Origin of the sequence: Nonomuraea sp. NPDC005692, assembly GCF_040631115.1 — a bacterium.
GTDB lineage: Bacteria > Actinomycetota > Actinomycetes > Streptosporangiales > Streptosporangiaceae > Nonomuraea.
The window spans coordinates 407,626-426,845 of sequence record NZ_JBEXYU010000003.1 but is presented as its reverse complement, the minus strand read 5'-3'; the positions used below and the strand labels follow the sequence as shown (position 1 = coordinate 426,845).

At 71.3% G+C, this 19,220-nt stretch carries 20 protein-coding genes; 10 read left to right on the top strand and 10 right to left on the bottom strand.

Going from position 1 to position 19,220, the window contains the following annotated elements; all coding sequences use genetic code 11:
• Positions 1 to 60 precede the first annotated feature (60 nt).
• Genes ABZ459_RS10245 through ABZ459_RS10235 form a run of 3 tightly spaced genes read left to right on the top strand, consistent with a single transcriptional unit; the run spans position 61 to position 2,773 of the window.
• Positions 61 to 966 (top strand): phosphotransferase, encoded by a 906-nt coding sequence (locus ABZ459_RS10245; RefSeq protein ID WP_357968308.1) that lies wholly within the window; start codon positions 61 to 63, stop codon positions 964 to 966.
• A gap of 4 nt (positions 967 to 970) precedes the next feature.
• Entirely contained in the window at positions 971 to 1,576 is a 606-nt protein-coding gene (locus tag ABZ459_RS10240; protein ID WP_357968305.1) for a DUF4126 domain-containing protein, read from the top strand.
• Positions 1,577 to 1,636: 60 nt separating this feature from the next.
• Complete coding sequence (locus ABZ459_RS10235; RefSeq protein WP_357968302.1) at positions 1,637 to 2,773, top strand: ScyD/ScyE family protein; 1,137 nt, start codon at positions 1,637 to 1,639, stop codon at positions 2,771 to 2,773.
• Between the two features lie 93 nt (positions 2,774 to 2,866).
• On the opposite strand, the gene ABZ459_RS10230 is transcribed toward ABZ459_RS10235, so the two are convergent.
• The 3 genes from ABZ459_RS10230 to ABZ459_RS10220 are packed head-to-tail and all read right to left on the bottom strand — an operon-like array spanning position 2,867 to position 5,368.
• The gene (locus ABZ459_RS10230) at positions 2,867 to 3,661 is read right to left on the bottom strand and encodes an alpha/beta hydrolase (protein WP_357968299.1); all 795 of its coding nucleotides are present in this window, start codon (positions 3,659 to 3,661) and stop codon (positions 2,867 to 2,869) included.
• Positions 3,662 to 3,672: 11 nt separating this feature from the next.
• Positions 3,673 to 4,581 carry an alpha/beta hydrolase gene (locus tag ABZ459_RS10225; protein ID WP_357968298.1) on the bottom strand — a complete coding sequence of 303 codons (909 nt, stop codon included), beginning with the start codon at positions 4,579 to 4,581 and terminating at the stop codon, positions 3,673 to 3,675.
• Positions 4,571 to 5,368, bottom strand: coding sequence for a glucose 1-dehydrogenase (locus ABZ459_RS10220; protein ID WP_357968295.1), 798 nt, complete (start codon positions 5,366 to 5,368; stop codon positions 4,571 to 4,573). The genes ABZ459_RS10225 and ABZ459_RS10220 overlap by 11 nt, the downstream gene beginning before the upstream one ends.
• Positions 5,369 to 5,528: 160 nt before the next feature.
• Between ABZ459_RS10220 and ABZ459_RS10215 the strand changes: the two genes are divergently transcribed.
• Both ABZ459_RS10215 and ABZ459_RS10210 read left to right on the top strand, forming a co-directional pair.
• A complete protein-coding gene (locus tag ABZ459_RS10215) occupies positions 5,529 to 6,134 on the top strand; it encodes a hypothetical protein (RefSeq protein WP_357968292.1) in 606 nt (201 codons plus the stop codon).
• Positions 6,135 to 6,193: 59 nt separating this feature from the next.
• Positions 6,194 to 6,661: a Uma2 family endonuclease gene (locus ABZ459_RS10210; RefSeq protein ID WP_357968289.1), complete on the top strand. Its 468-nt coding sequence runs from the start codon at positions 6,194 to 6,196 to the stop codon at positions 6,659 to 6,661.
• Positions 6,662 to 6,718: 57 nt separating this feature from the next.
• Here ABZ459_RS10210 and ABZ459_RS10205 read toward each other — a convergent pair whose 3' ends face one another.
• Positions 6,719 to 7,282 (bottom strand): dihydrofolate reductase family protein, encoded by a 564-nt coding sequence (locus ABZ459_RS10205; RefSeq protein WP_357968286.1) that lies wholly within the window; start codon positions 7,280 to 7,282, stop codon positions 6,719 to 6,721.
• A gap of 87 nt (positions 7,283 to 7,369) precedes the next feature.
• Positions 7,370 to 8,881 (bottom strand): hypothetical protein, encoded by a 1,512-nt coding sequence (locus ABZ459_RS10200; protein ID WP_357968284.1) that lies wholly within the window; start codon positions 8,879 to 8,881, stop codon positions 7,370 to 7,372.
• Positions 8,882 to 9,057: 176 nt separating this feature from the next.
• On the opposite strand from ABZ459_RS10200, the gene ABZ459_RS10195 reads away from it, so the two are divergent.
• Together ABZ459_RS10195 and ABZ459_RS10190 are read left to right on the top strand one after the other, a co-directional pair.
• Positions 9,058 to 9,531, top strand: a complete 474-nt coding sequence (locus ABZ459_RS10195; protein WP_357968281.1) for a hypothetical protein — start codon at positions 9,058 to 9,060, stop codon at positions 9,529 to 9,531.
• A complete protein-coding gene (locus ABZ459_RS10190) occupies positions 9,531 to 9,869 on the top strand; it encodes a transcriptional regulator (protein ID WP_357968278.1) in 339 nt (112 codons plus the stop codon). Before ABZ459_RS10195 ends, ABZ459_RS10190 begins: the two co-directional genes overlap by 1 nt.
• Before the next feature lie 258 nt (positions 9,870 to 10,127).
• On the opposite strand, the gene ABZ459_RS10185 is transcribed toward ABZ459_RS10190, so the two are convergent.
• A complete protein-coding gene (locus ABZ459_RS10185; protein WP_357968276.1) occupies positions 10,128 to 10,685 on the bottom strand; it encodes a hypothetical protein in 558 nt (185 codons plus the stop codon).
• A 250-nt stretch (positions 10,686 to 10,935) separates the two neighbouring features.
• Here ABZ459_RS10185 and ABZ459_RS10180 point away from each other — a divergent pair, with 250 nt between their 5' ends.
• Complete coding sequence (locus ABZ459_RS10180) at positions 10,936 to 11,808, top strand: RIO1 family regulatory kinase/ATPase (protein ID WP_357968273.1); 873 nt, start codon at positions 10,936 to 10,938, stop codon at positions 11,806 to 11,808.
• Positions 11,809 to 11,851: 43 nt separating this feature from the next.
• Here the strand turns inward: ABZ459_RS10180 and ABZ459_RS10175 are convergent, their stop codons facing one another.
• The 4 genes from ABZ459_RS10175 to ABZ459_RS10160 all read right to left on the bottom strand — a co-directional run bounded on the left by ABZ459_RS10175 (position 11,852) and on the right by ABZ459_RS10160 (position 16,217).
• Positions 11,852 to 12,796 (bottom strand): COX15/CtaA family protein, encoded by a 945-nt coding sequence (locus tag ABZ459_RS10175; protein WP_357968270.1) that lies wholly within the window; start codon positions 12,794 to 12,796, stop codon positions 11,852 to 11,854.
• Between the two features lie 273 nt (positions 12,797 to 13,069).
• A complete protein-coding gene (locus ABZ459_RS10170) occupies positions 13,070 to 13,693 on the bottom strand; it encodes a PepSY domain-containing protein (protein ID WP_357968268.1) in 624 nt (207 codons plus the stop codon).
• A 146-nt stretch (positions 13,694 to 13,839) separates the two neighbouring features.
• Entirely contained in the window at positions 13,840 to 15,948 is a 2,109-nt protein-coding gene (gene uvrB / locus ABZ459_RS10165) for an excinuclease ABC subunit UvrB (protein ID WP_352358255.1), read from the bottom strand.
• 35 nt (positions 15,949 to 15,983) lie between these two features.
• Entirely contained in the window at positions 15,984 to 16,217 is a 234-nt protein-coding gene (locus ABZ459_RS10160) for a helix-turn-helix transcriptional regulator (RefSeq protein WP_357968265.1), read from the bottom strand.
• A 140-nt stretch (positions 16,218 to 16,357) separates the two neighbouring features.
• On the opposite strand from ABZ459_RS10160, the gene ABZ459_RS10155 reads away from it, so the two are divergent.
• Positions 16,358 to 17,974, top strand: a complete 1,617-nt coding sequence (locus tag ABZ459_RS10155; protein ID WP_357968262.1) for an SPFH domain-containing protein — start codon at positions 16,358 to 16,360, stop codon at positions 17,972 to 17,974.
• A complete protein-coding gene (locus ABZ459_RS10150; protein WP_357968259.1) occupies positions 17,971 to 19,212 on the top strand; it encodes an SPFH domain-containing protein in 1,242 nt (413 codons plus the stop codon). Before ABZ459_RS10155 ends, ABZ459_RS10150 begins: the two co-directional genes overlap by 4 nt.
• The last annotated feature ends 8 nt before the right edge of the window (positions 19,213 to 19,220 follow it).

Sequence of the window (19,220 nt, the reverse complement as noted above, 5' to 3'; positions counted from 1 at the left end):
GGCTAACCCGCGTACCTTAAAAGGTCTAGACCGTTTAGGGCGGCGGAGCTAGCATCGATCATGGCGATCGCCCGGGTCCTCGACCGCATCCCGCTGCTGTCCGGCCTGCCGCGCTCCGTCGAGGAGCTGCCCGGCGGGATGACCAACCGCAACTACAAGGTCACCACCCCGGCCGGGGTCTACGTCGTGCGCGTGGCCGCCAGCGACGGCTCCCTGCTGGGCATCGACAAGGACGCCGAGCACGCCGACTCGGTCGCCGCCGCGCGGGCCGGGGTGGGGGCGCCCGTGCACGGCTACCTGCCGGAGGCGGACGTGCTGGTGATCGGGTTCCTGCCGGGCCGGACGTTCACCGAGGCCGACCTGTGGGATCCGGCGAACCTGCCCCGGGTGGCGGAGGTGTGCCGGCGGTTGCACGCGGGGCCGCGCTTCGTCCGGGATTTCGACATGTTCGAGGTGCAGCGGGGGTATCTGCGGATCGTCCAGGAGCGAGGTTTCCGACTTCCTGCGAAATATCTGGATTTCATGCCCGTCGCCGCAGAAATCAGGAAATGTCTGGCGGTACGCGCCGAGCCCACCGTCCCCTGCCACAACGATCTCCTGCCCGGCAACATCGTCGAGTGCGGCGACCGCCTCCACCTCATCGACTACGAGTACGCCGGCAACAACGACCCCTGCTTCGAGCTCGGCAACCTCTGGAGCGAGGCCGACCTGCCGCCCGGCCACCTGGAGGAGCTCGTCACCGCCTACTACGGCCGCCGCCTGCGCCACAGGATCGCCCGTGCCCGGCTGCTCGGCCTGATGTCCAAGTACGGCTGGACCCTGTGGGCCTCGATCCAGGACGGCGCCAACGACACGATCGACTTCGACTTCTGGTCCTGGGGCATGGAGAAGTACGAGCGTGCGGCGGCCGAGTTCACCCGGCCGGGCCTGGCCCGCGTGATGGAGGCCGCGGCGGGGGCAGACTAGGGGGATGTTCGCCGCGCTGACCGGTCTCGGCCTCTCCACCGCCGCCGGCCTGAACGCCTACATCCCTCTCCTGGTCGTGGGCGTGCTGGCCAACCTCACCGACCGGGTGAAACTGCCCGACGGCTACTCCTGGCTGTCGAACTGGGGTGTCCTGGCGATCATCGCGGTGCTGCTGGTCGCCGAGATGGTCCTCGACAAGGTGCCCGCCGTCGACACCGTCAACGACGCCATCCAGACCGTGGTGCGCCCGGCCGCGGGCGGCGTGGTCTTCTCCGCCACCAACGCCGCCGCCGAGATCGACCACTCGACCTGGATGACCGAGAACCCGTGGGCCGGCTGGCTGCTGGGCATCGTGATGGCGCTGGCCGTCCACACGCTGAAGGCGACGGCCCGTCCGGTGATCAACGCGGGCACGGCGGGGGTGGGCGCGCCCGTGGTGAGCACCGCCGAGGACGCCGGCTCGCTCGGCATGAGCCTGATCGCGGTGTTCCTGCCACTGCTGGTGATCGTCGTGCTGCTGCTGCTCGCCCTGCTCGCGTGGTGGACCTTCCGGCGGGTACGCCGGCTGCGCGCCCGGCGCAGGATCAGGAGAAATCCACCCCCAGGCTGAGTACGCCTCACCCTGCGGGCTGATCCGCTCCCCCGTCCCGCGCTCCTACGGTGTTCCCTCATGAAGCGAGTCATCATCACGGGGGGAGTCGCTGCTCTCGGCCTGGCCGCGTCGGTCGCGCCCGTCCCGGCGTCAGCGTCCGCGCAGGCGAGCGTCACGGTCGTCGCCGCCAAGCTCGACGGCCCGCGCGGCCTGACCTTCGGCCCCGACGGCGCCCTGTACGTCGCCGAGTCCGGTTCCGGCGGCAAGATCAAGTGCGCGACCGTGCCCGCCGAGCCGGGCGGCGAGGCGAGCAAGGTGTGCCTCGGCCTCACCGGGAAGATCTCCAAGCTGGCCGACGGCCGGCTGACCACCGTGGTCAAGGGCCTGCCCTCGGCCGGCTCCGACGGGCTCGGCACCGGCCCGCACGACGTCGCCTTCGCCGCGGACGGCTCCATGCTGGTGCCCGTCGGCCTGGGCGGCAACGGCAAGCTGCGGGCCGACCTCGGCCCCAAGGGCCGCACCCTCGGCACGCTGCTGAAGATCAAGGACGGGAAGTCGTCCGTCATGGGCGACCTGCTCGCGTTCGAGGTCAAGCACAACCCCGACAAGAAGGACAAGGGCAGCGCGATCGACTCGTACCCGTTCGCGGTCGTGCCGACCCCGCAGGGCGGCGCGCTGGTCACGGACGTGGGCGCCAACGACGTGCTCCAGGTCAGCGCGTCGGGCAAGGTGACGCTGCGGGCGGTGTTCCACGCGCGCAAGGTCGCGGCCCCGGCCATGCTCAAGCTCGCCAAGGGCAGCAAGGTGCCGATGCAGTCGGTGCCGATGGGCATCGCGGCCGCCCCCGACGGCTCCTACTACGTCGCGGAGCACGCCGGCTTCCCGCAGCCCGAGGGCGTGGCCAGGGTGTTCAGGCTGGCCGGGAAGAAGACCGAGACCGCCGTCAAGGGCTTCACCACCGCGGTCGACGTCGCCTTTGACGCCTCGGGCCGGCTGCTGGTGCTCGGCTCGGTCGGCCCGGTGCCCGCCGACCACCAGCCCCGTACGTCGCTCTACCGGATCGAGGCCGATGGCACGCGCACCGAGCTGCACAAGCCGGGCACGCTGACCGTGCCGCTGGGCATGGCGGTCGCCGCCGACGGTTCGGTCTACGTGTCGAACAAGGGCTTCACCCCCGGCAAGGGCGAGATCGTCCGGGTGGAGCCGCCCGCATAGACGTGTGAGCGCCATGGCCCCCAACCCCCTGTGCGCGCTCACACGAAGGGCCCGGCAGCAGCGTCCGCGCTGCCGGGCCCTTCACCATGTCGTTCAACGCCCCCTGAGCCAGCCCTCCAGCACGCGGACGAACTCAGCCGGGCGCTCCTCGTGCAGCCGGTGGCCCGAGCCCTCCCAGCACACGACCTTCGAGTCCGGATGCTTGAGCAGCCCGGCCTCCCACGCCGCGCGTCCGGGGTCGGCCCAGATCGACAACACCGGGCAGCTCCGACGGGCCAGGTAGTCGTCACTGGCCGGCCGCACGCCGATGGCCCCGGGAGCGGTGAACATGGCCTCGAACGCCTCGGCCAGCACGTGCGGGGGCATGCCGGACAGGCGGCGCTTGTGCCAGCGCCGGATGACGGCGGGGGTCGCGGAGGTGGTGCACCACCGGTCGATCTCCTCGGCGACGGCGTGCGGGTGCTCGCCGCGCAGGCCCGCGATCATGCCGGGGAAGCCCGCGGCGAGGTCCTGGCTCATGCCGTAGCCGGGGTCGAGGGCGACCAGCGCCCGTACGCGGCCGGGATGCTCGACCGCGAGGATCGAGACGACCTGGCCGCCCATCGAGTGGCCGACCGCGATCACCTCCGGGACGTCCAGGCGGTCGAGCAGCGTGTTCAGGTCCTCGGCCATCGCCTGTGGGGTGTTGCCGGTCTCCGGGACCGAGGAGTAGCCGTGGCCGCGCAGGTCCACGGCGATGACGCGGTGGCGGGCGGCCAGGGCGTCGATGTGCCAGGACCACTGGTGGGAGTCGGCGCCCCAGCCGTGCACGAGCAGCAGCGGCGGGTCGCCGGCGCCGTCGTCGGTGTAGAAGAGGCTGATGGTTGCCGAAAGTTCGGCGTGTGGCATGAAATATCCCCTTATTTGAGGGCGCGGATGGCGGCGCACACCCGGTCCATGGCGTCGCGGGCGGCCGGCAGGATCGGGCCCGTGCCGAAGAAGCCGTGGAACAGGCCCTCGTACCGGACGCACTCCGCCTCGACCCCGGAGTGGCGCAGGTGGCGGGCGTACGCCTCGCCCTCGTCGCGCAGCGGGTCGTGCCCGGCCGTGATCACCAGGGCCGGCGGCAGGCCGCTCACGTCCGCGCCCAGGGGCGAGCTGTACGGCTCCCCGCGCCGCTCGTGATCGGGCTGGTAGCAGTCCCAGAACCACCGCATGTGCGCCGTCGTCAGGAAGTATCCCTCGCCGTTCCGGTCGTAGGAGGGCCAGTGGCGGACGGCGTCCGTCGCGGGATAGACCAGCACCTGCAGCACGATCGGCGGCCCGCCCTCCTCGCGCGCCCGCAGGCAGGTGACGGTGGCGAGGTTGCCCCCCGCGCTGTCGCCCGCCACCACCAGCGCCCCCGGATCGGCGCCGAGCCCGGCCGCGTGCTCGTGGGCCCACCGGGTGACGGCGAAGGCGTCCTCGACGGCGGCCGGATAGGGATGCTCGGGCGCGAGCCGGTAGTCGGCGGCGACCACCACCGCCCCGGACCCGGCGCAGATCTGGCGGCAGACACCGTCATGGCTGTCCAGCGACCCCAGCGTGAACCCGCCGCCATGGAAGTACACGACGAGCGGCCGCCCCGCCGCACCCTCCGTAGGCCGGTAGACGCGCACGGGGACGCCCGCCGCGTCACGGTCCTCCACCCGGCCCACGGGCATCGGCTCCGGGCTCGGGACCGAGGCCAGCACGCGCCGCGCCGCCACGGGGTCCCAGGGCCCCTCCCCCTTGGGGAAGAACTCGCTCATCAGGTCGATGACCGCGCGGGTCGGCTCGTCAACGGCCATCTCCGGCCTCCTCCTCCGTCGCGGGAGCGGCCTCGCGCGGGACGGAGCCCAGCAGGGCCGTCTCCCCCGCCGTCCAGCCGCCGTCGATGGCCAGCTCCGCGCCTGTGACGTACGAGGCCGCGTCGGACAGCAGGAACGCGATGGCCTCGGCGACCTCCTCGGGCTCCCCCCATCGCCCGGCGGCGGCCAGCGGGAACGTGCCCTCGCCCGAGACCGCGCCCAGCGAGGCTGTCATCGGGGTGACGATCATCCCGGGATGCACCGAGTTCACCCTGATGCGGTCCCGCCCGAACTCCAGCGCCGCGATCTTGGTCAGCCCGCGTACGCCCCACTTCGACGCGCCGTACCCGCCCGTGCCGGGCAGCGCGGTCAGCCCCGCGACCGACGAGAGGTTCACCACGGCCCCGCCGCCGGACGCCCGCATGGCCCCGGCCACGGCCTTCAGCCCGAGGAACACGCCCACCAGGTTCACCTGGAGCACCCGCTCGAACTCCGCCAGGGACTGCTGCTCGATGGTCCGCACCGTGACGATCCCGGCGTTGTTCACCAGCCCGTCGAGCCGCCCGTGCGCCTCGACGGTCGCGGCCACGACGGCCGCCCACTGCTCCGGGTCCGTCACGTCGTGCGGGACGAACATGCCCCCGACGTCCTTGGCGGTGGCCGTCCCCTCCTCGGTGAGCACGTCGGTGAGGACGACCCGCGCCCCGCCCGCCGCGCACCGGCGCGCCGTGGCTGCGCCCATGCCCCGGGCGCCGCCCGTGATGATCACTACCTTGCCGTCGAGCACGCGCACCCCTCATCCGAGACGACCGAACATGTGCACTGAAACACGCGCCCACGTCCCCGATCAAGGGCTTGCTCGGCATGGTCGCCGGAACCCGGGATCCCCGTCACGCGTTGAACCCCTCGCGCGTCGAACTATCCTTCTAGGCAACAACCCACGGGAGGTGGCGGAGATCAGCGAGTTCCTTGTCATCGTGCTGGCCATCCTGGCGTTCCTCCTGCTGCTGACCGGGGTGGGCGTCTATCTGCTGGTCAAACTGGGCAAGAAGGCGGCCAAGAAGGCCCGGCAGGCCACCACCCGGCTGACCACGCACGTCAACGCCATGGGCACCGGCGACGCGGCCGAGGTCGAACGCCTCCGTCTCGACCTGCGGCGCGAGGTGGCCCTCACCCGCCAGGCCGTCGAACAGGCCCAGCAGCGCGGCTGGGGCCTCGGCGACCTGCCCCGGCTGCTGGCCGACCTGTCGGCCCAGGCCGACGTGCACGACGGCCAGCTCGCCATGTACGCCCAGCAGCGCCGCATCTCGCCGTACGTCGACCACGCCGCCCTCGACCGGCTGCGCGAGCACCAGGCCAAGCTGACCGCCATGTGCGCCCGTATCCGCGCCGACCTCCTGGGCGACCAGATGCACCACGCGTCGTCCGGCATCGACGAGCTGTACTCGCGCACGGAGCTGGAGATCGAGGCCCGCCGCCGTCCCCCGGACCCGCTGGACCAGATCGACGAGCTCTACCGTCGCTCGATGGAGCAGCGCAAAGACCCCTCCTGAGCCTCGTCCGCCGTGGCACCATGAGCGCGCCGAGCGCTCGTCCGGAAGGTGCCCGCCCGATGTCCCCAGCCCTGCCCGCGTGGTCGCGCACCTTCACCGCGGGCCCGCTCGACGGGCTCCCGCCGGGTGCTCCCCGGCACGCCGAGCTGATCGACGGCGTGCTCGTGACGCGGCCGCCGCGGACCGCCTTCCACATGTTCGCGACCCGGCTGTTCGAGCGGTCGCTCAGGCCGCCCGCGCATCTGGCGGTGATCCGCTCGATGACCGTGGCCCTCGGGCCGCGGCTGCTGCTCGCGGCGGAGTCCCGGGAGCGGGATCGCCGCACCAGGCCGGTCAGGTACGCCGAGGCGGGCATCGAGCACTACTGGCGGGTGGAGTGCGAAGACGGCCAGCCGGTGGTGCACGCCTTCCGCCTCGACCGCGACGCCGAGGCGTACGTGTCGGCCGGTGTCCATCGCGGGCGGCTGCGCCTCGACGTCGGGTTCGACGTGGACGTCGACCTCGGCCTGGAATGGCCGCCCGCCTAGCTCCGCTGTCACGGCGGTCGAGGGGCCCTCGACGGCGCGGACCGGCCGCGGCCGGGGTCAGCGGCGCCGGCGGTACTGCAGCTCCATGATCCCGCCGCTGGAGGCGAAGCTGGAGACCAGGTCGAGCCGGTAGGACTTGGGGAAGCCGTCGAACAGCCTGGTGCCCTCGCCCGCGATGTAGGGGTACACGCTCAGCCGGAACTCGTCGATCAGGTCGAGCCGCATGAGCGACCGCCAGAGGCCGACGCCGCCCCAGACCAGGACGTGGCCGTCGCCGTCCAGCCGGAGCTTGTCGATCTCTGCCGCCGTGTCGCCGTCGGCGACGGTGGTGTTGGCCCAGTCGGCCGTCTTCATGGTCCGGGAGAGGACGACCTTGCGCCCGGCGGTCAGGATGTCGGCGAACGGGTGGTCGGTGGCGGTCGTCATGCCCTTGGCGATGCCCTCGTAAGCGGTGCGGCCCATGACGTGCGCGTGGGCGCCGCGCAGGAAGTCGAGGTAGGCCGGGGAGTCGGGCCGGTTGTTCTCGGGCAGGTCGAAGCAGAACTTCCAGAAGTCGGTGCCCTCGTCGGCGAGCAGGCCGTCGAGTGAGTAGTTGAACACTGTCGCAATCAGCTTCCGCATGAGCGCGTCTCCGTGGTCTCGGGTCGTCCGGTGACACGTAGGACATCGGTGCCGCCCGGAACTCATCGGTGCCCGGCCGGAGGCCGCTCAGTACTTGTCGACGCAGATGGTCAGCGCGGGCACGGGCCACGTCCAGGAATGTCTGGTCACGCCATCGCAGGCGGTGGCGTCCTTGTCGGCGTTCCCCCGCAGGACGCGCCGCACGGTGAACGTCTTCGGCGCTCGGCACTTGCGGGCGAAGTCCACGTACTCATCGTTCTTCGACCACTTGTAGCAGTAGTCCCGCCCGAACTGGTACGCCAGGCAGTACAGCACGTCGTTGTGGATGAGGTAGCGGTGGTTGGTCTCGCCGTCGCAGAGGCCGGAGGGAGTGGTGATGGCGGCCACCCGGTAGGGCGCGCCCTGTTTGCAACTGTCGGTCACCGGCGCGTCCGGCAGGCCGGACAGGCAGTCGCCGACCTTGAAGTCGGCCACCGGCTCGCTCGGCGCCGAGGTCGGGGCCACAGTCGGGGCCTCAGTCGGGGCCACAGTCGGGGCCGAGGTGGGTGGCGCCTGGGTGGGGAAGTCGGTGGGCGCGGGGAACGACGACGACGTCTCGGCGGGCTCGTTCGTGGTGCTCGGAGAACCGGCCAGGGTCTCGCGCACGGTGTTCTTGATCACGTTCTTCCCGACCACCGCGAGCAGCACCAGTACGACGGCCGCCACCGCGGCCCCGATGCCGAGCATTCTCGACCGTCCGGCCCCCGAAGCCGCCTCGGCCTGCCGGACCGGCGGCGAGACCGGCTCCGGCTGCGCCGCCTCGCGTAATCGCGCGGCCCACTGCGCGGGCATGGGACGGCTGAACGGGGGCTGGTCGAGCGCGGCCGTGGCGAACTCCGCCAGGCCGGGATGGACGGCGGCCAACGCGGACACGTCGGTCGCGGACGGGTCACGGGCGAAGACGCGGACGGCCAGCAGCGCGAACTGGTAGGCGTCACCCTGCGGCGTCCCCGGCTGCTCCCCGGCGGGAATGCGCCGGTCGGGCGGCGTCTCCACGGGCGGCAGCGCCCGCGCCCCGCCCAGCCCCATCGCGTCGCAGCCGATGAGGAAACATCCCGGCCGGGGCTCCGTGGTGAACAGCACGTTCTCGGGCGACAGGTCGCCGACGACGACGCCCATCGTGTGCAGGCGGGCGAGCGTGTCGGCGAGATCGGCCAGGATCAGCAGGCGGTCGCGGTCGGTGACGTCGTCCCGGCCGAACAGGCGGTCGACGGTCGCGAGCCGGCGTACCGCGCCGGACGGGCCGGGCGTCTCGCGGAAGAACCGCTGAGGCACGGTCCGCATCAGGAAGCCGACGACGGCGCCGTTCTCCGCCACCAGTTCGGCCGGCCAGGCCGCGCGCTCCTCCAGCCAGGCGGCGTCCGACGGGGAGAGACGGCCGGTCAGCTGGGTCATCGCGGTGAGGACGGCGACGTCGAGGTCCGGTCGGACGTCGTAGTCGATCTCCTTGTACGCGACGCCCGGCCGGCCGTTGATCCTGCCGCTGAGCTCCTCGTGGACCATCCCCTGGCCCTCACGCCCGAGCGGGCGCCCCAGAGCGAGCTTTGCGCGGCCGATCACGGTTTGTCACCCCTGGCCTTGACCATGCAGCGACCCTAGTTCCGCCGCCGCCGAAGATCAAAGAGACATGGCTCACCTCCGGGCGCCAGGCCGTTCGGCCGCTGACGACTTTCCCGAGAGGAAAACAGATGGTACTTTCCTCACAGGAAAGTAGTAGTCGACCTTGGAGCAGGCCCATGAACCAGCACGACGCCCAGACTTCGCTCGACGACATCCACCGTCTTCAGGACAGGACCCGGCAGCAGATCGTCCGCCAGAGCTTCGCGCTCCCCCGCGTGCTCGTCTCCGCGCTCGGCCTCTTCGTCATGCTCGCGGCCATGGACCTGCCGAGCCCCTGGCGCTACCTCGGCGCGGCGCTCGGGGTGGTCGTGTACGCGGGGGTGGGGATCGTCTGCGAGCACCGGGCCTCGGTCCGGCGGACGGCCACCCGCCGGGAGGCCGTGTTCCACGGCGTGCTGCTGGCCTGGGTCATGGTGGCCTTCGGCATCGGCCGGATCGCCTCCTTCGCGCTGTTCGGCCTGCCGCCGCACGGGATGCTGTCGCAGGCGGTCGCGGGCGCGGCCGTGGCGGCCGTGGCGTACGTCGCGGCCACGCCCGTCAACCGCCTGGTCATGAAGTCGATCGTCCAGCAGGGTGGCGGGGCCGCCTGATGGATCCGCTCTTCGACGAGTTCCTGCACGTCCCGGCGCGTCTGTCGGTCGTGGCGCTGCTGGCGCCGGCCGACTGGGTGGACTTCGGCTTCCTCAGGGACTCGGTCGGCACCAGCGACTCGGCGCTGTCCAAGCAGGTCTCCGCGCTGGCCGCCGCCGGATACGTGGTCGTCCGCAAGGACCAGGACAAGCGGGCGCGGCGGACGTACGTGCAGCTCACGCCGCAGGGGCGGTCGGCCTTCCAGCGGCATGCGGCGGCCCTGGAGCGGATCGTCGCCCTCGCCCGCGACTCCGCCGACCGGCCCACCACCGACCAGCCCGCCGCCGACCAGAAGTGACGGGCCCGCCGGGTCAGGCCACGGCGAGCGGACGGCGCGGGCCCGACGGTTCACGGCACCGGCCCGACGGTTCACGGCACGGGCGTCGCCCGTTCCCGGCCACCGCGTCGGCAGAGCCCCTCACCCGGCCACAGCGTCGGCGGAGCCCCTACCCGGCCACGGCGATGACGGAGCCCCTCACCTGGCCACGGCGATGGCGGAGCTCTTCACCTGGCCACGGCGATGCCCCGGAGCCTCGCGCCCGGCCACGCGTCACGCTCAGCCGTCCCAGTCCGCGTAGATCACGGCGGCCAGCTCCTGTTCCGTGGCGCCCTTGCGGGCCAGGGCCTTGGTGGCCTGGGCCTGGGCCTGCGTGGGCAGGCGGCCCTCGATCAGCACGGGCAGCGAGAGCCGGCGCACCAGCACCTCCGTGGCCGCGATCCCGTACGGGCGGCGCGTCACGGCCACGTTGACCCGCAGCGCGTGCTCGTTGCCGGGCGGCACGCCGGGGCGGTCGATCTCGACGGCCGAGTAGCGGAAGCCGTTCGCGAGGTCGCAGGAGGCGCAGCCGGCCGGGCCACGGCTCAGCCTGCCGCCGCACTCGGGGCACGTCAGGCGGTCGTAGGCGGCGTCCACGACCCGCCACGGGTGCCTGTCGGGCTCGTCGGCCACCATGCGGGCGATGAGCTGCTCGTCCGGAGGGTCCACGGTGCCGAACTCGGCCAGCAGGAAGGCCCGCCAGCCCGCCTCGACCAGTTCGTCCACCAGCCCGGCGCAGCGGTCGCAGTCCGGCGCGCCGGCGGGTTCCCGATGTCCGCACACCTCACATCGCCGCATGGCCCGAACCGTACAAGCCGGGCACGTCGCGGCGCACCCGATTATCGGGCCGTCGTTTATTCGATTGCGGGGGCCGTGCCGGACACGGCATACTCGTCCGCGTTGATCGCAGCGAGACGAAGGGAGGCTGAGACCGTGACGACCGTTGCCCGCGTGCCGTTTTCCGCGACCTCAGACCTTCCCACCAGGTGTCCGCTGACCTGATCCGTGCGGCGAGCCGGTGGGGCCTCGAAACTGGAGACATCTCACCGTGCCCAAGCACTCGCAGCACCGCCGCCGTGGCAAGTTCGCGCTCGACGCCGACGACATCGAATGGCTCGAAGGCACCCCCGAGACCGATGACGGGCCGCCCGAGGGCGACCGCTGGTCCACCTGGGATCAGAGCACGCCCACCGAGAAGGGGCCGAAGCCGTACCCCGGCTGGCTGGTCACCGAGCTGGCCGCCGTCGACACCGAGCTCGGCCTGCTCAAGACCGGCAAAGAGGCCGACGTCCACCTGATCTCGCGTGGCGTGCCCGGCACCGACCGGGTCTGCCTGCTGGCGGCCAAGCGCTACCGCTCCTCCGAGCACCGCCTGTTCCACCGGGACTCCGGTTACCTGGAGGGCCGCAGGGCCCGCGAGAGCCGGATGAACCGGGCCATGGCCAACCGCACCGCCTTCGGCAAGCAGGTGATCGCCGCGCAGTGGGCGGTGGCCGAGTTCGGTGCGCTCTGCCGGCTCTGGGAGCTGGGGGTGCCGGTGCCGTACCCGGTGCAGATCGTGGGGACGGAGATCCTCGAGGAGTTCGTCGGCACCCCCGACGGGTTCGCCGCCCCGCGCCTGGCCCAGGTCTCCGACGGCCTCGACGACCTGTGGGAGCAGCTCGTGGCGGCCATGGTGACGCTGGCCGCGGAGGGGCTGGCGCACGGGGACCTGTCGCCGTACAACCTGCTGGTGCACGACGGACGGCTGGTGATCATCGACCTGCCGCAGATCGTCGACGTGATCGCCCACCCCGCGGGCCCGTCGTACCTGGAACGGGACGCCCGCAACGTGGCCACCTGGTTCGCCGCCAAGGGCGTGGCCGCCGCGGACCCCGACGCGCTCGCCGACCTGCTCCGCAAGGAGTCCGGCCGGACGTGACCGGAGCGCCGCCCCGGCGTCCGGGCCCGTCCGCGCGGATCGTCTACGTACGGGCGTGGGCGAGCGGGGTCTGTTCCTGCCCCGCCGCCGCCGGGAGCCGGGTGTCGAGGAGCACGCGTACCGCGCCCACCCACACCAGGGCCGAGCCGAGCAGGTGGGCGAGGACGACGACCTCGGGGAGGTCCGTCACGATCTGCGTCAGGCCGACCAGGCCCTGGGCGAGCAGCACGGCGAGGAACAGCTTGGTGCGCAGGTGGGCCGCCGAGCCCGGCTCGCGCCTGGTCCTGAGCCACAGGGCGACGGCCAGGCCGAGGCTGAGCGCGGCGGCGGCCCCGTGCAGCCAGACCATCGCAGTCCAGTTGAACGGCATGCGCGGCACGTCGGAGGAGTCACCCGCGTGCGGCCCGGTGCCGGTGACGATCGTGCCCGCCGCGACCAGCACCGCCACGGACGCCACCAGCGCCGCCGGAAGCCGGCCCACCGGCGTGGTCAGTGGCCGCGCGGGCCGGTCGAGCAGGCGGGCCTTGTGCCAGACGACCGTGGTGGCGGTCAGGAACAGCACGGCGGCCAGGAAGTGCGCGGCGACGAGGTACGGGCTCAGCCGCGCCCACACGGTGAGGCCGCCGACGACCGCGTTCAGCACGACGATCCAGAACTGCACCCACCCCCACCGGGTCAGCTCGGGCACCGGACGGCGCTGCAGCCGGGCGACGACGATGAGCCAGCCGACGGCGACGCACACGACACCGGACAACACCCGGTTGGTGAACTCGATCGCGCCGTGGACGCCGAGCTCGGGCGTGGCCGCGAAACCGGCCTCCGAGCAGCGCGGCCACCCGTCACAGCCCAGCCCGGACCCGGTCAGCCGGACGACTCCGCCGGTCACGATGATCATCAGGCTGGTGGCCAGCGCCGCGGCCGCGGCCCGTCGCAGGGCGGCTCGTTCGAAGGCGACCCGGGCGGCGAGCCACTGGAAAGGAGTGGTCATGGGGGAAAAGGTCTCTCTGCTGCTCGGCGAACCGCCGCGGGTGGCGGCCGAAAACGCGATCAAGACTTTACTCTACAACCCGTAGAGCACCCACCCCGGCCCCGCCGCCCTTGCCGGCCCTCCGGCGTCCTCGCAGTCGCCCGGTCCTGCCGGGCCTCCGGCTTCTCAGCCCCCTGGTGGCGTCCCGGCCTGGGCGCATCCGGTCGAGGCCCCGCGCCCCAGCGGGGCGGCCACCTCCGCCGATGGTCAGAGGTGGCCTGCTCCCCCCGTGGGTCAGCTGGTGGCGTTCTTCTTGGTGACCTCACCGGTGGCGGCGTCGACCATCACCTCGTGCTTGGTCCCGTCCGGGGTCATCACGTCCGACTGCCAGACGGTCTTGTCGTTCTCGGTGTCGAGCTTCAGCTCGGCGACGTGTCCTTCCGGTACGGACGCGGCGACCTTGTCGGCGGCCTGGGCGTAGTCGAGCTTGGCCTCGGTGATGCGGGTCTGCATCTCGGCCTTCTCCTGCTCGTCCATCTGCTCAGCAGTCGGCCCCTTGACGACCTTGCCGGACTGCACGTCGACCTGGTGTTCCGTGCCGTCGGAGCCGACGACCTTGACCTCCCAGACCATGCCGTTCTCCTGGCTCTCGACGGAGACGACCTTGGACCCGGGCACCGCGGCCATCGCGACCTTGGCGGCGTCCTTGAGCTCTCCGGCCCCTGGCTGCATGGACGTGGTGCCCGGCGAGGGGGACATGGTCCCCGTGGCGGGCGGGCTTTCCATCGACGGAGACGGGCTTCCCATGGTGGGGCCCGGCGTGGGCTCGACGGCGAACTGGCCGACTTCCCGTACGGCGCCGCAGCCGGCGGCGAGCACCGCCGCACCGACCAGAGCCCCGATGATCGACTTGTTCATACCTGGACCGCTGCCCCAGGAACCGGCCTTCATTCCCGCAGGTCAGAACCCCGGGCCAGGATCGGGGCCGGCAGCGCGCGCCACGCGGGCGCACGCCACCGGCCCGCCGACCCCTACTTCACGCCCACGTCGCACATGCCGACGCGCTACTTCACGCCTGCTTCGCGCATGTCGCGGAGCTCGCGCTTGAGCTCCTTGATCTCGTCGCGCAGCCGCGCGGCCACCTCGAACTGAAGGTCGGCGGCCGACTGGTGCATCTGCTCGGTCAGCGACTCGATCAGCGACTCCATCTGCGCCCGCGGCATCTCGCCCGCGATGGCCTTGGCGTGCTGGCCCGCCTGGCGGGCGGCGAAGCCGGGCACCGGGGCCTTGCCGCGCGACTGCTGGCGGCCGCCGCCGAGCAGCTTGTCGGTGTCGGCGTCCTCCCGCTGGAGGGAGTCGAGGATGTCGGCGATCTTCTTGCGCAGCGGCTGCGGGTCGATGCCGTTGGCCTCGTTGTAGGCCATCTGCTTGGCCCGGCGCCGGTTGGTCTCGTCGATGGCCCGCTCCATCGACGGCGTGATCTTGTCGGCGTACATGTGGACCTGGCCGGACACGTTACGGGCGGCGCGGCCGATGGTCTGGATGAGGGAGGTCTCCGAGCGCAGGAAACCCTCCTTGTCGGCGTCGAGGATGGCCACCAGCGACACCTCGGGCAGGTCGAGACCCTCGCGCAGCAGGTTGATGCCGACCAGCACGTCGAACTCGCCGATGCGCAGCTCGCGCAGCAGCTCGATGCGGCGCAGCGTGTCGACCTCGCTGTGCAGGTAGCGCACCCGGATGCCGAGCTCGAGGAGATAGTCGGTCAAGTCTTCGGACATCTTCTTGGTCAGCGTGGTGACCAGGACGCGCTCGTCGCGCTCGGCGCGCTCGCGGATCTCGTGGACCAGGTCGTCGATCTGCCCCTTGGTGGGCTTGACGACGATCTCGGGGTCGACCAGGCCGGTGGGCCGGATGACCTGCTCGACGACGTCGCCCTTGACCCGCCCCAGCTCGTACGGCCCCGGCGTGGCCGACAGGTAGACCGACTGCCCGATGCGCTCCAGGAACTCCTCCCACTTCAGCGGCCGGTTGTCCAGCGCGGACGGCAGCCGGAACCCGTGGTCGACCAGCGTGCGCTTGCGCGAGGCGTCGCCCTCGTACATCGCGCCGATCTGCGGCACGGTCTGGTGGGACTCGTCGAGGACCAGCAGGAAGTCTTCGGGGAAGTAGTCGAGCAGCGTGTTGGGCGCGGTGCCGGCGGCGCGGCCGTCGAGGTGGCGGGAGTAGTTCTCGATGCCGGAGCAGGTGCCGATCTGGCGCATCATCTCGATGTCGTAGGTGGTGCGCATGCGCAGCCGCTGGGCCTCCAGCAGCTTGCCCTGCCGCTCCAGCTCCGACAGCCGCGCGGCCAGCTCGGCCTCGATGCCGGCCACGGCCGCCGCCATGCGCTCCTCGCCGGCGATGTAGTGGGAGGCGGGGAAGATGTAGAGCTCTTCGTCCTCCGTGATCACCTCGCCGGTCAGCGGATGCATGGTGGCGAGCTTCTCGATCTCGTCGCCGAACATCTCGATGCGCACGGCCAGCTCTTCGTACTTCGGGATGATCTCGATCGTGTCGCCGCGCACCCGGAACGTGCCCCGGGTGAAGGCCAGGTCGTTGCGCGTGTACTGCATGTCGACCAGGCGGCGCAGCAGCTGGTCGCGGTCGACCTCCATGCCGACGCGGAGCCTGGCCATGCGGTCGACGTACTCCTGCGGGGTGCCCAGGCCGTAGATGCACGAGACGGAGGCGACCACGATGGTGTCGCGGCGGGTGAGCAGCGAGTTGGTGGCCGAGTGGCGCAGCCGCTCGACCTCGTCGTTGATCGAGGAGTCCTTCTCGATGTACGTGTCGCTCTGCGGCACGTACGCCTCGGGCTGGTAGTAGTCGTAGTACGAGACGAAGTACTCGACCGCGTTGTTGGGCAGCATCTCGCGCAGCTCGTTGGCGAACTGGGCGGCCAGCGTCTTGTTGGGCTGCATGACCAGCGCGGGCCGCTGCAGCCGCTCGATCAGCCAGGCGATCGTGGCCGTCTTGCCGGTGCCGGTGGCGCCGAGCAGGACGCTGTCCTTCTCCCCGGCCCGGACGCGGCGCTCCAGCTCGGCGATGGCCGTCGGCTGGTCGCCGGATGGAGTCATCTCGGTGACGACCTCGAAAGGCGCCACCTTCCGCTGCAAATCTGTGACCGGACGCATGCTGCCACTGTAGGCGGCGCCACCGACAGAAACCGTCAGGCCATGGGCTGCCCGATCCGGGGGAACGGCGTGGTGGAGAACACCACCTCGACCGGCACCTCGAAGTATCCGGCAATGCGCAACGCCAGGTGAAGACTCGGGCTGTATTCGCCCCGCTCCAGGTATCCAACGGTCTGGTAGTGCACCCCCAGCGCCTGCGCGAGCTGCCTGCGGCTCACCCCCCGCTCGCCGCGCAGCAGCGCGATGCGGTTGTGGACGGTCTCACTCATCAACCCTCCATGTAGCAGACCTGCTCCATCCATAACACACCTGCTATGGGACGTAACAGTCATATGACGACACATTGCAAGCGAACAGCAAGTCATACCCGATACGGTCGGATTCGCCTGTAGCGGAAAAGGAAGGTTCGATGTCACGACCCCGAGAGGCACTGATCCAGGCAGGTCAGGGCATAGCCCAAGCGGTCGCGCAAGGAGGTGACGTACGGCAGGCGATGAGCCAGGCGATCGGACAGGTCGCCGACCATGCCGGCCAGCTCACCGGCCAGGCCCCCGGCTTCGCGCTCAACCCGCACGACTTCGCCGCCGCCCGCGACGGCGGCGCCTCCGTCGGCACCTTGATCGAGGCCAGGTCCGCCTCGCTGAACGAGGCCGGCGAGATCGTCAACCGCAGCTTCGCCGAGAACGGCATGCACGTCATCTCGCCGGTGGTGATCCCCAAGGGCAGCACGGCCAAGGTGGTCATCCCGCTGACCGTTCTGGTGGTCCTCGGCCTGATCGGCGCGCTCGGCGGCATCGTGCCGGGGTCGGACATCTTCTTCGGCCCGCACTACTGGGTGGTGCTGGTGCTGGCCGCCGCGTTCCTGTGGTGGCGCAGGAGCGTGGTGATGGTCCCCGAGGGCTGCAAGGCGCTGATCACCAAGTTCGGCAAGCTGGTGCACATCGCCGACCCGGGCCGGGTGACGCTGTTCAACCCGTGGAAGCGGGTCAGCTACATCGTCAACACCACGCGCGAGTACCCGTTCAACGCGCCCATCAGGGAGGCGCCGACCCAGCAGGGCGTCAAGGCCAGCGTCGACCTGTTCCTGCAGTTCAGGATCGAGAACCCGGCCGAGTTCATCTTCGTGCTCGGCTCGGTCAGCGGCTTCCAGTCCAAGCTGCAGAACGCCATCAGCGAGGTCACCCGCTCGCTGATCTACGCCCAGCGGGCCGAGGACATCTACGACCTGGTGGGCGAGAGCACCCTCGGCATGCTGGAGAACCTGAACCAGCAGTTCCTGCCCGCCGTACGGCTCACCGACGTGAACATCACCCACGCCGAGCCGTCCAGCCAGGAGTACCGCATGGACCTGGCCGCCCCCGAGATGGTCAGGGTGGCCAAGGAGGCCTACACCTACGAGTACGAGCTCCAGCTGCGCAAGGAGCAGAACGAGGGCGACCTGGTCAAGGAGCTGGCGGGGCTCCAGGAGACGCTGAGCGCCATCCAGGCCGAGATCGCCGGCTACCAGGCCCGCATGGACACCGCGCTCGAACGCGCCAGCCACCAGGCCACCGCGCAGGCCAGGCAGCGCCTGGTCGAGGCCGAGTCCACGGCCAACGCCAACGCCGCGCTCCTGGAGGCCCAGGCCCTGGACATCCGGGCGCTGTCGGCCGCCGAGGCCCCCGAGATCCTCGACTACCGCTTCCAGCAGGACCTGCTGACCAAGCTGGAGTCGGTGGCCACCCGGCTGCCGCAGGTGGTGCAGGTGGGCGAGCAGACCGACATCGACTTCCTCGCCCTGGCCCAGCAGCTCGTGGGCGGCAAGGGTGCGGCGCTGTTCTCCGCCGAGGACATGGCCGCCATCCGCGGCCGGCTCGGCGAGATCGCCGCGCGTGTCAGCAGCCGCGAGGACGAGATCGCGGCCCTGCTGAAGAAGGCCGCCGCCGACGTGAGCGAGCCGCAGGCGACGCCCGAGCCCGACAACGACCTGGAACGCACGGTCGAGCGCCTGCTGCCCGGCCACCTGAGCGAGGGTGAGGTCCGATGACCCGCGAGTTCTCGAAGATCAAGGAATCGCTGGCCTCCTGGTCGGACATCCGCCAGCTCCTGCGCGGCGGCGAGCAGGGCCAGCTCGTGCCGGTGGTGATCCCCAAGGACCGGCGCGGCTTCTCCTGGATGGCGCTCGTCCTGCTGGCCCTGTACTTCGCCGGGATGGCCGCGCTCACCGAGCTCACCCTGCCCGCCGCGCTGGCCGCGCTGTTCTTCCTGGTCGTGGCGCTGGTCACGATCTGGCGCCAGGCGATCATCGAGATCGAGGAGGGCACCACCGGCGTACGCAGCCGCTGGGGCGCGATCACCGGCACGCTCCCGCCGGGCCGCCACTACCTGTGGCTGCCGTGGGACCGGGTGGACGCGGTCGTGGACACCTCCACCGAGATCCCGTACTCGGCACCGATCGTGGCCTGCCCGACGGCCGAGAACGTGCCGCTGAAGTCGATCGAGTTCTTCCTGAAGTTCCGCATCGTGGACCCGGTGGCGTTCGTCCGGACGATCGGCGCGGGTAACTTCGACCTCGTGCTCTCCAGCGCCGTGCAGGACGCGATCAGGCAGCGCAGCCGGCGGGTCAACACCGAGCGCGCCTACGACCTGCGCGGCTCCGACGTCGGCGACATGCAGGAGGCGCTCAACCGCCAGCTCGGCCGGTACGGCGTGCGCGTCACCGGCGCCAACATCCCCGACGTCCAGCTCCCCGACCAGTACCAGCAGCACCTGGCCACCCGGGAGAAGGTCGCCAAGGAGCTGTCGGCCTACGAGCGCGAGTGGGAGCTGACCCGCAAGCGCCGCATCGACACGCTGCTCATGGAGATCGAGCGCTCCAAGAAGACCCGCGACGCCCGCGTGGTCGAGGTCAAGGCCGCCCACAACACCGCGCGCAAGAACGTGGCGCGCATGCTGGAGGAGCAGGAGACCGAGGCCCAGCGCGTGACGTGGGAGATCGAGGCGCGCGGCAGGGCCGACCTGACCGCCGCCGAGAACGAGGCCAAGGCCCTGCGCAGGCTGGCCGAGTCCTACCGTGACAACCGGGCCGTGCTGCAGTACGAGCTGGCCCGCCGGCGCCTGGACGTGGGCGCCAAACTCGCCGAGAACGCCCCCCAGCCGCTGGTCGTACGGACCCAGCAGGGCCAGGCCGACTCGGCGCTGTCCACCCTCGTCCTGGCCCAGCTGCTCCCCCGCATCTCGGGCACGGGACACGTCGCCGCCAACGGCCAGACCCCCACCGCATAGGAGAGACC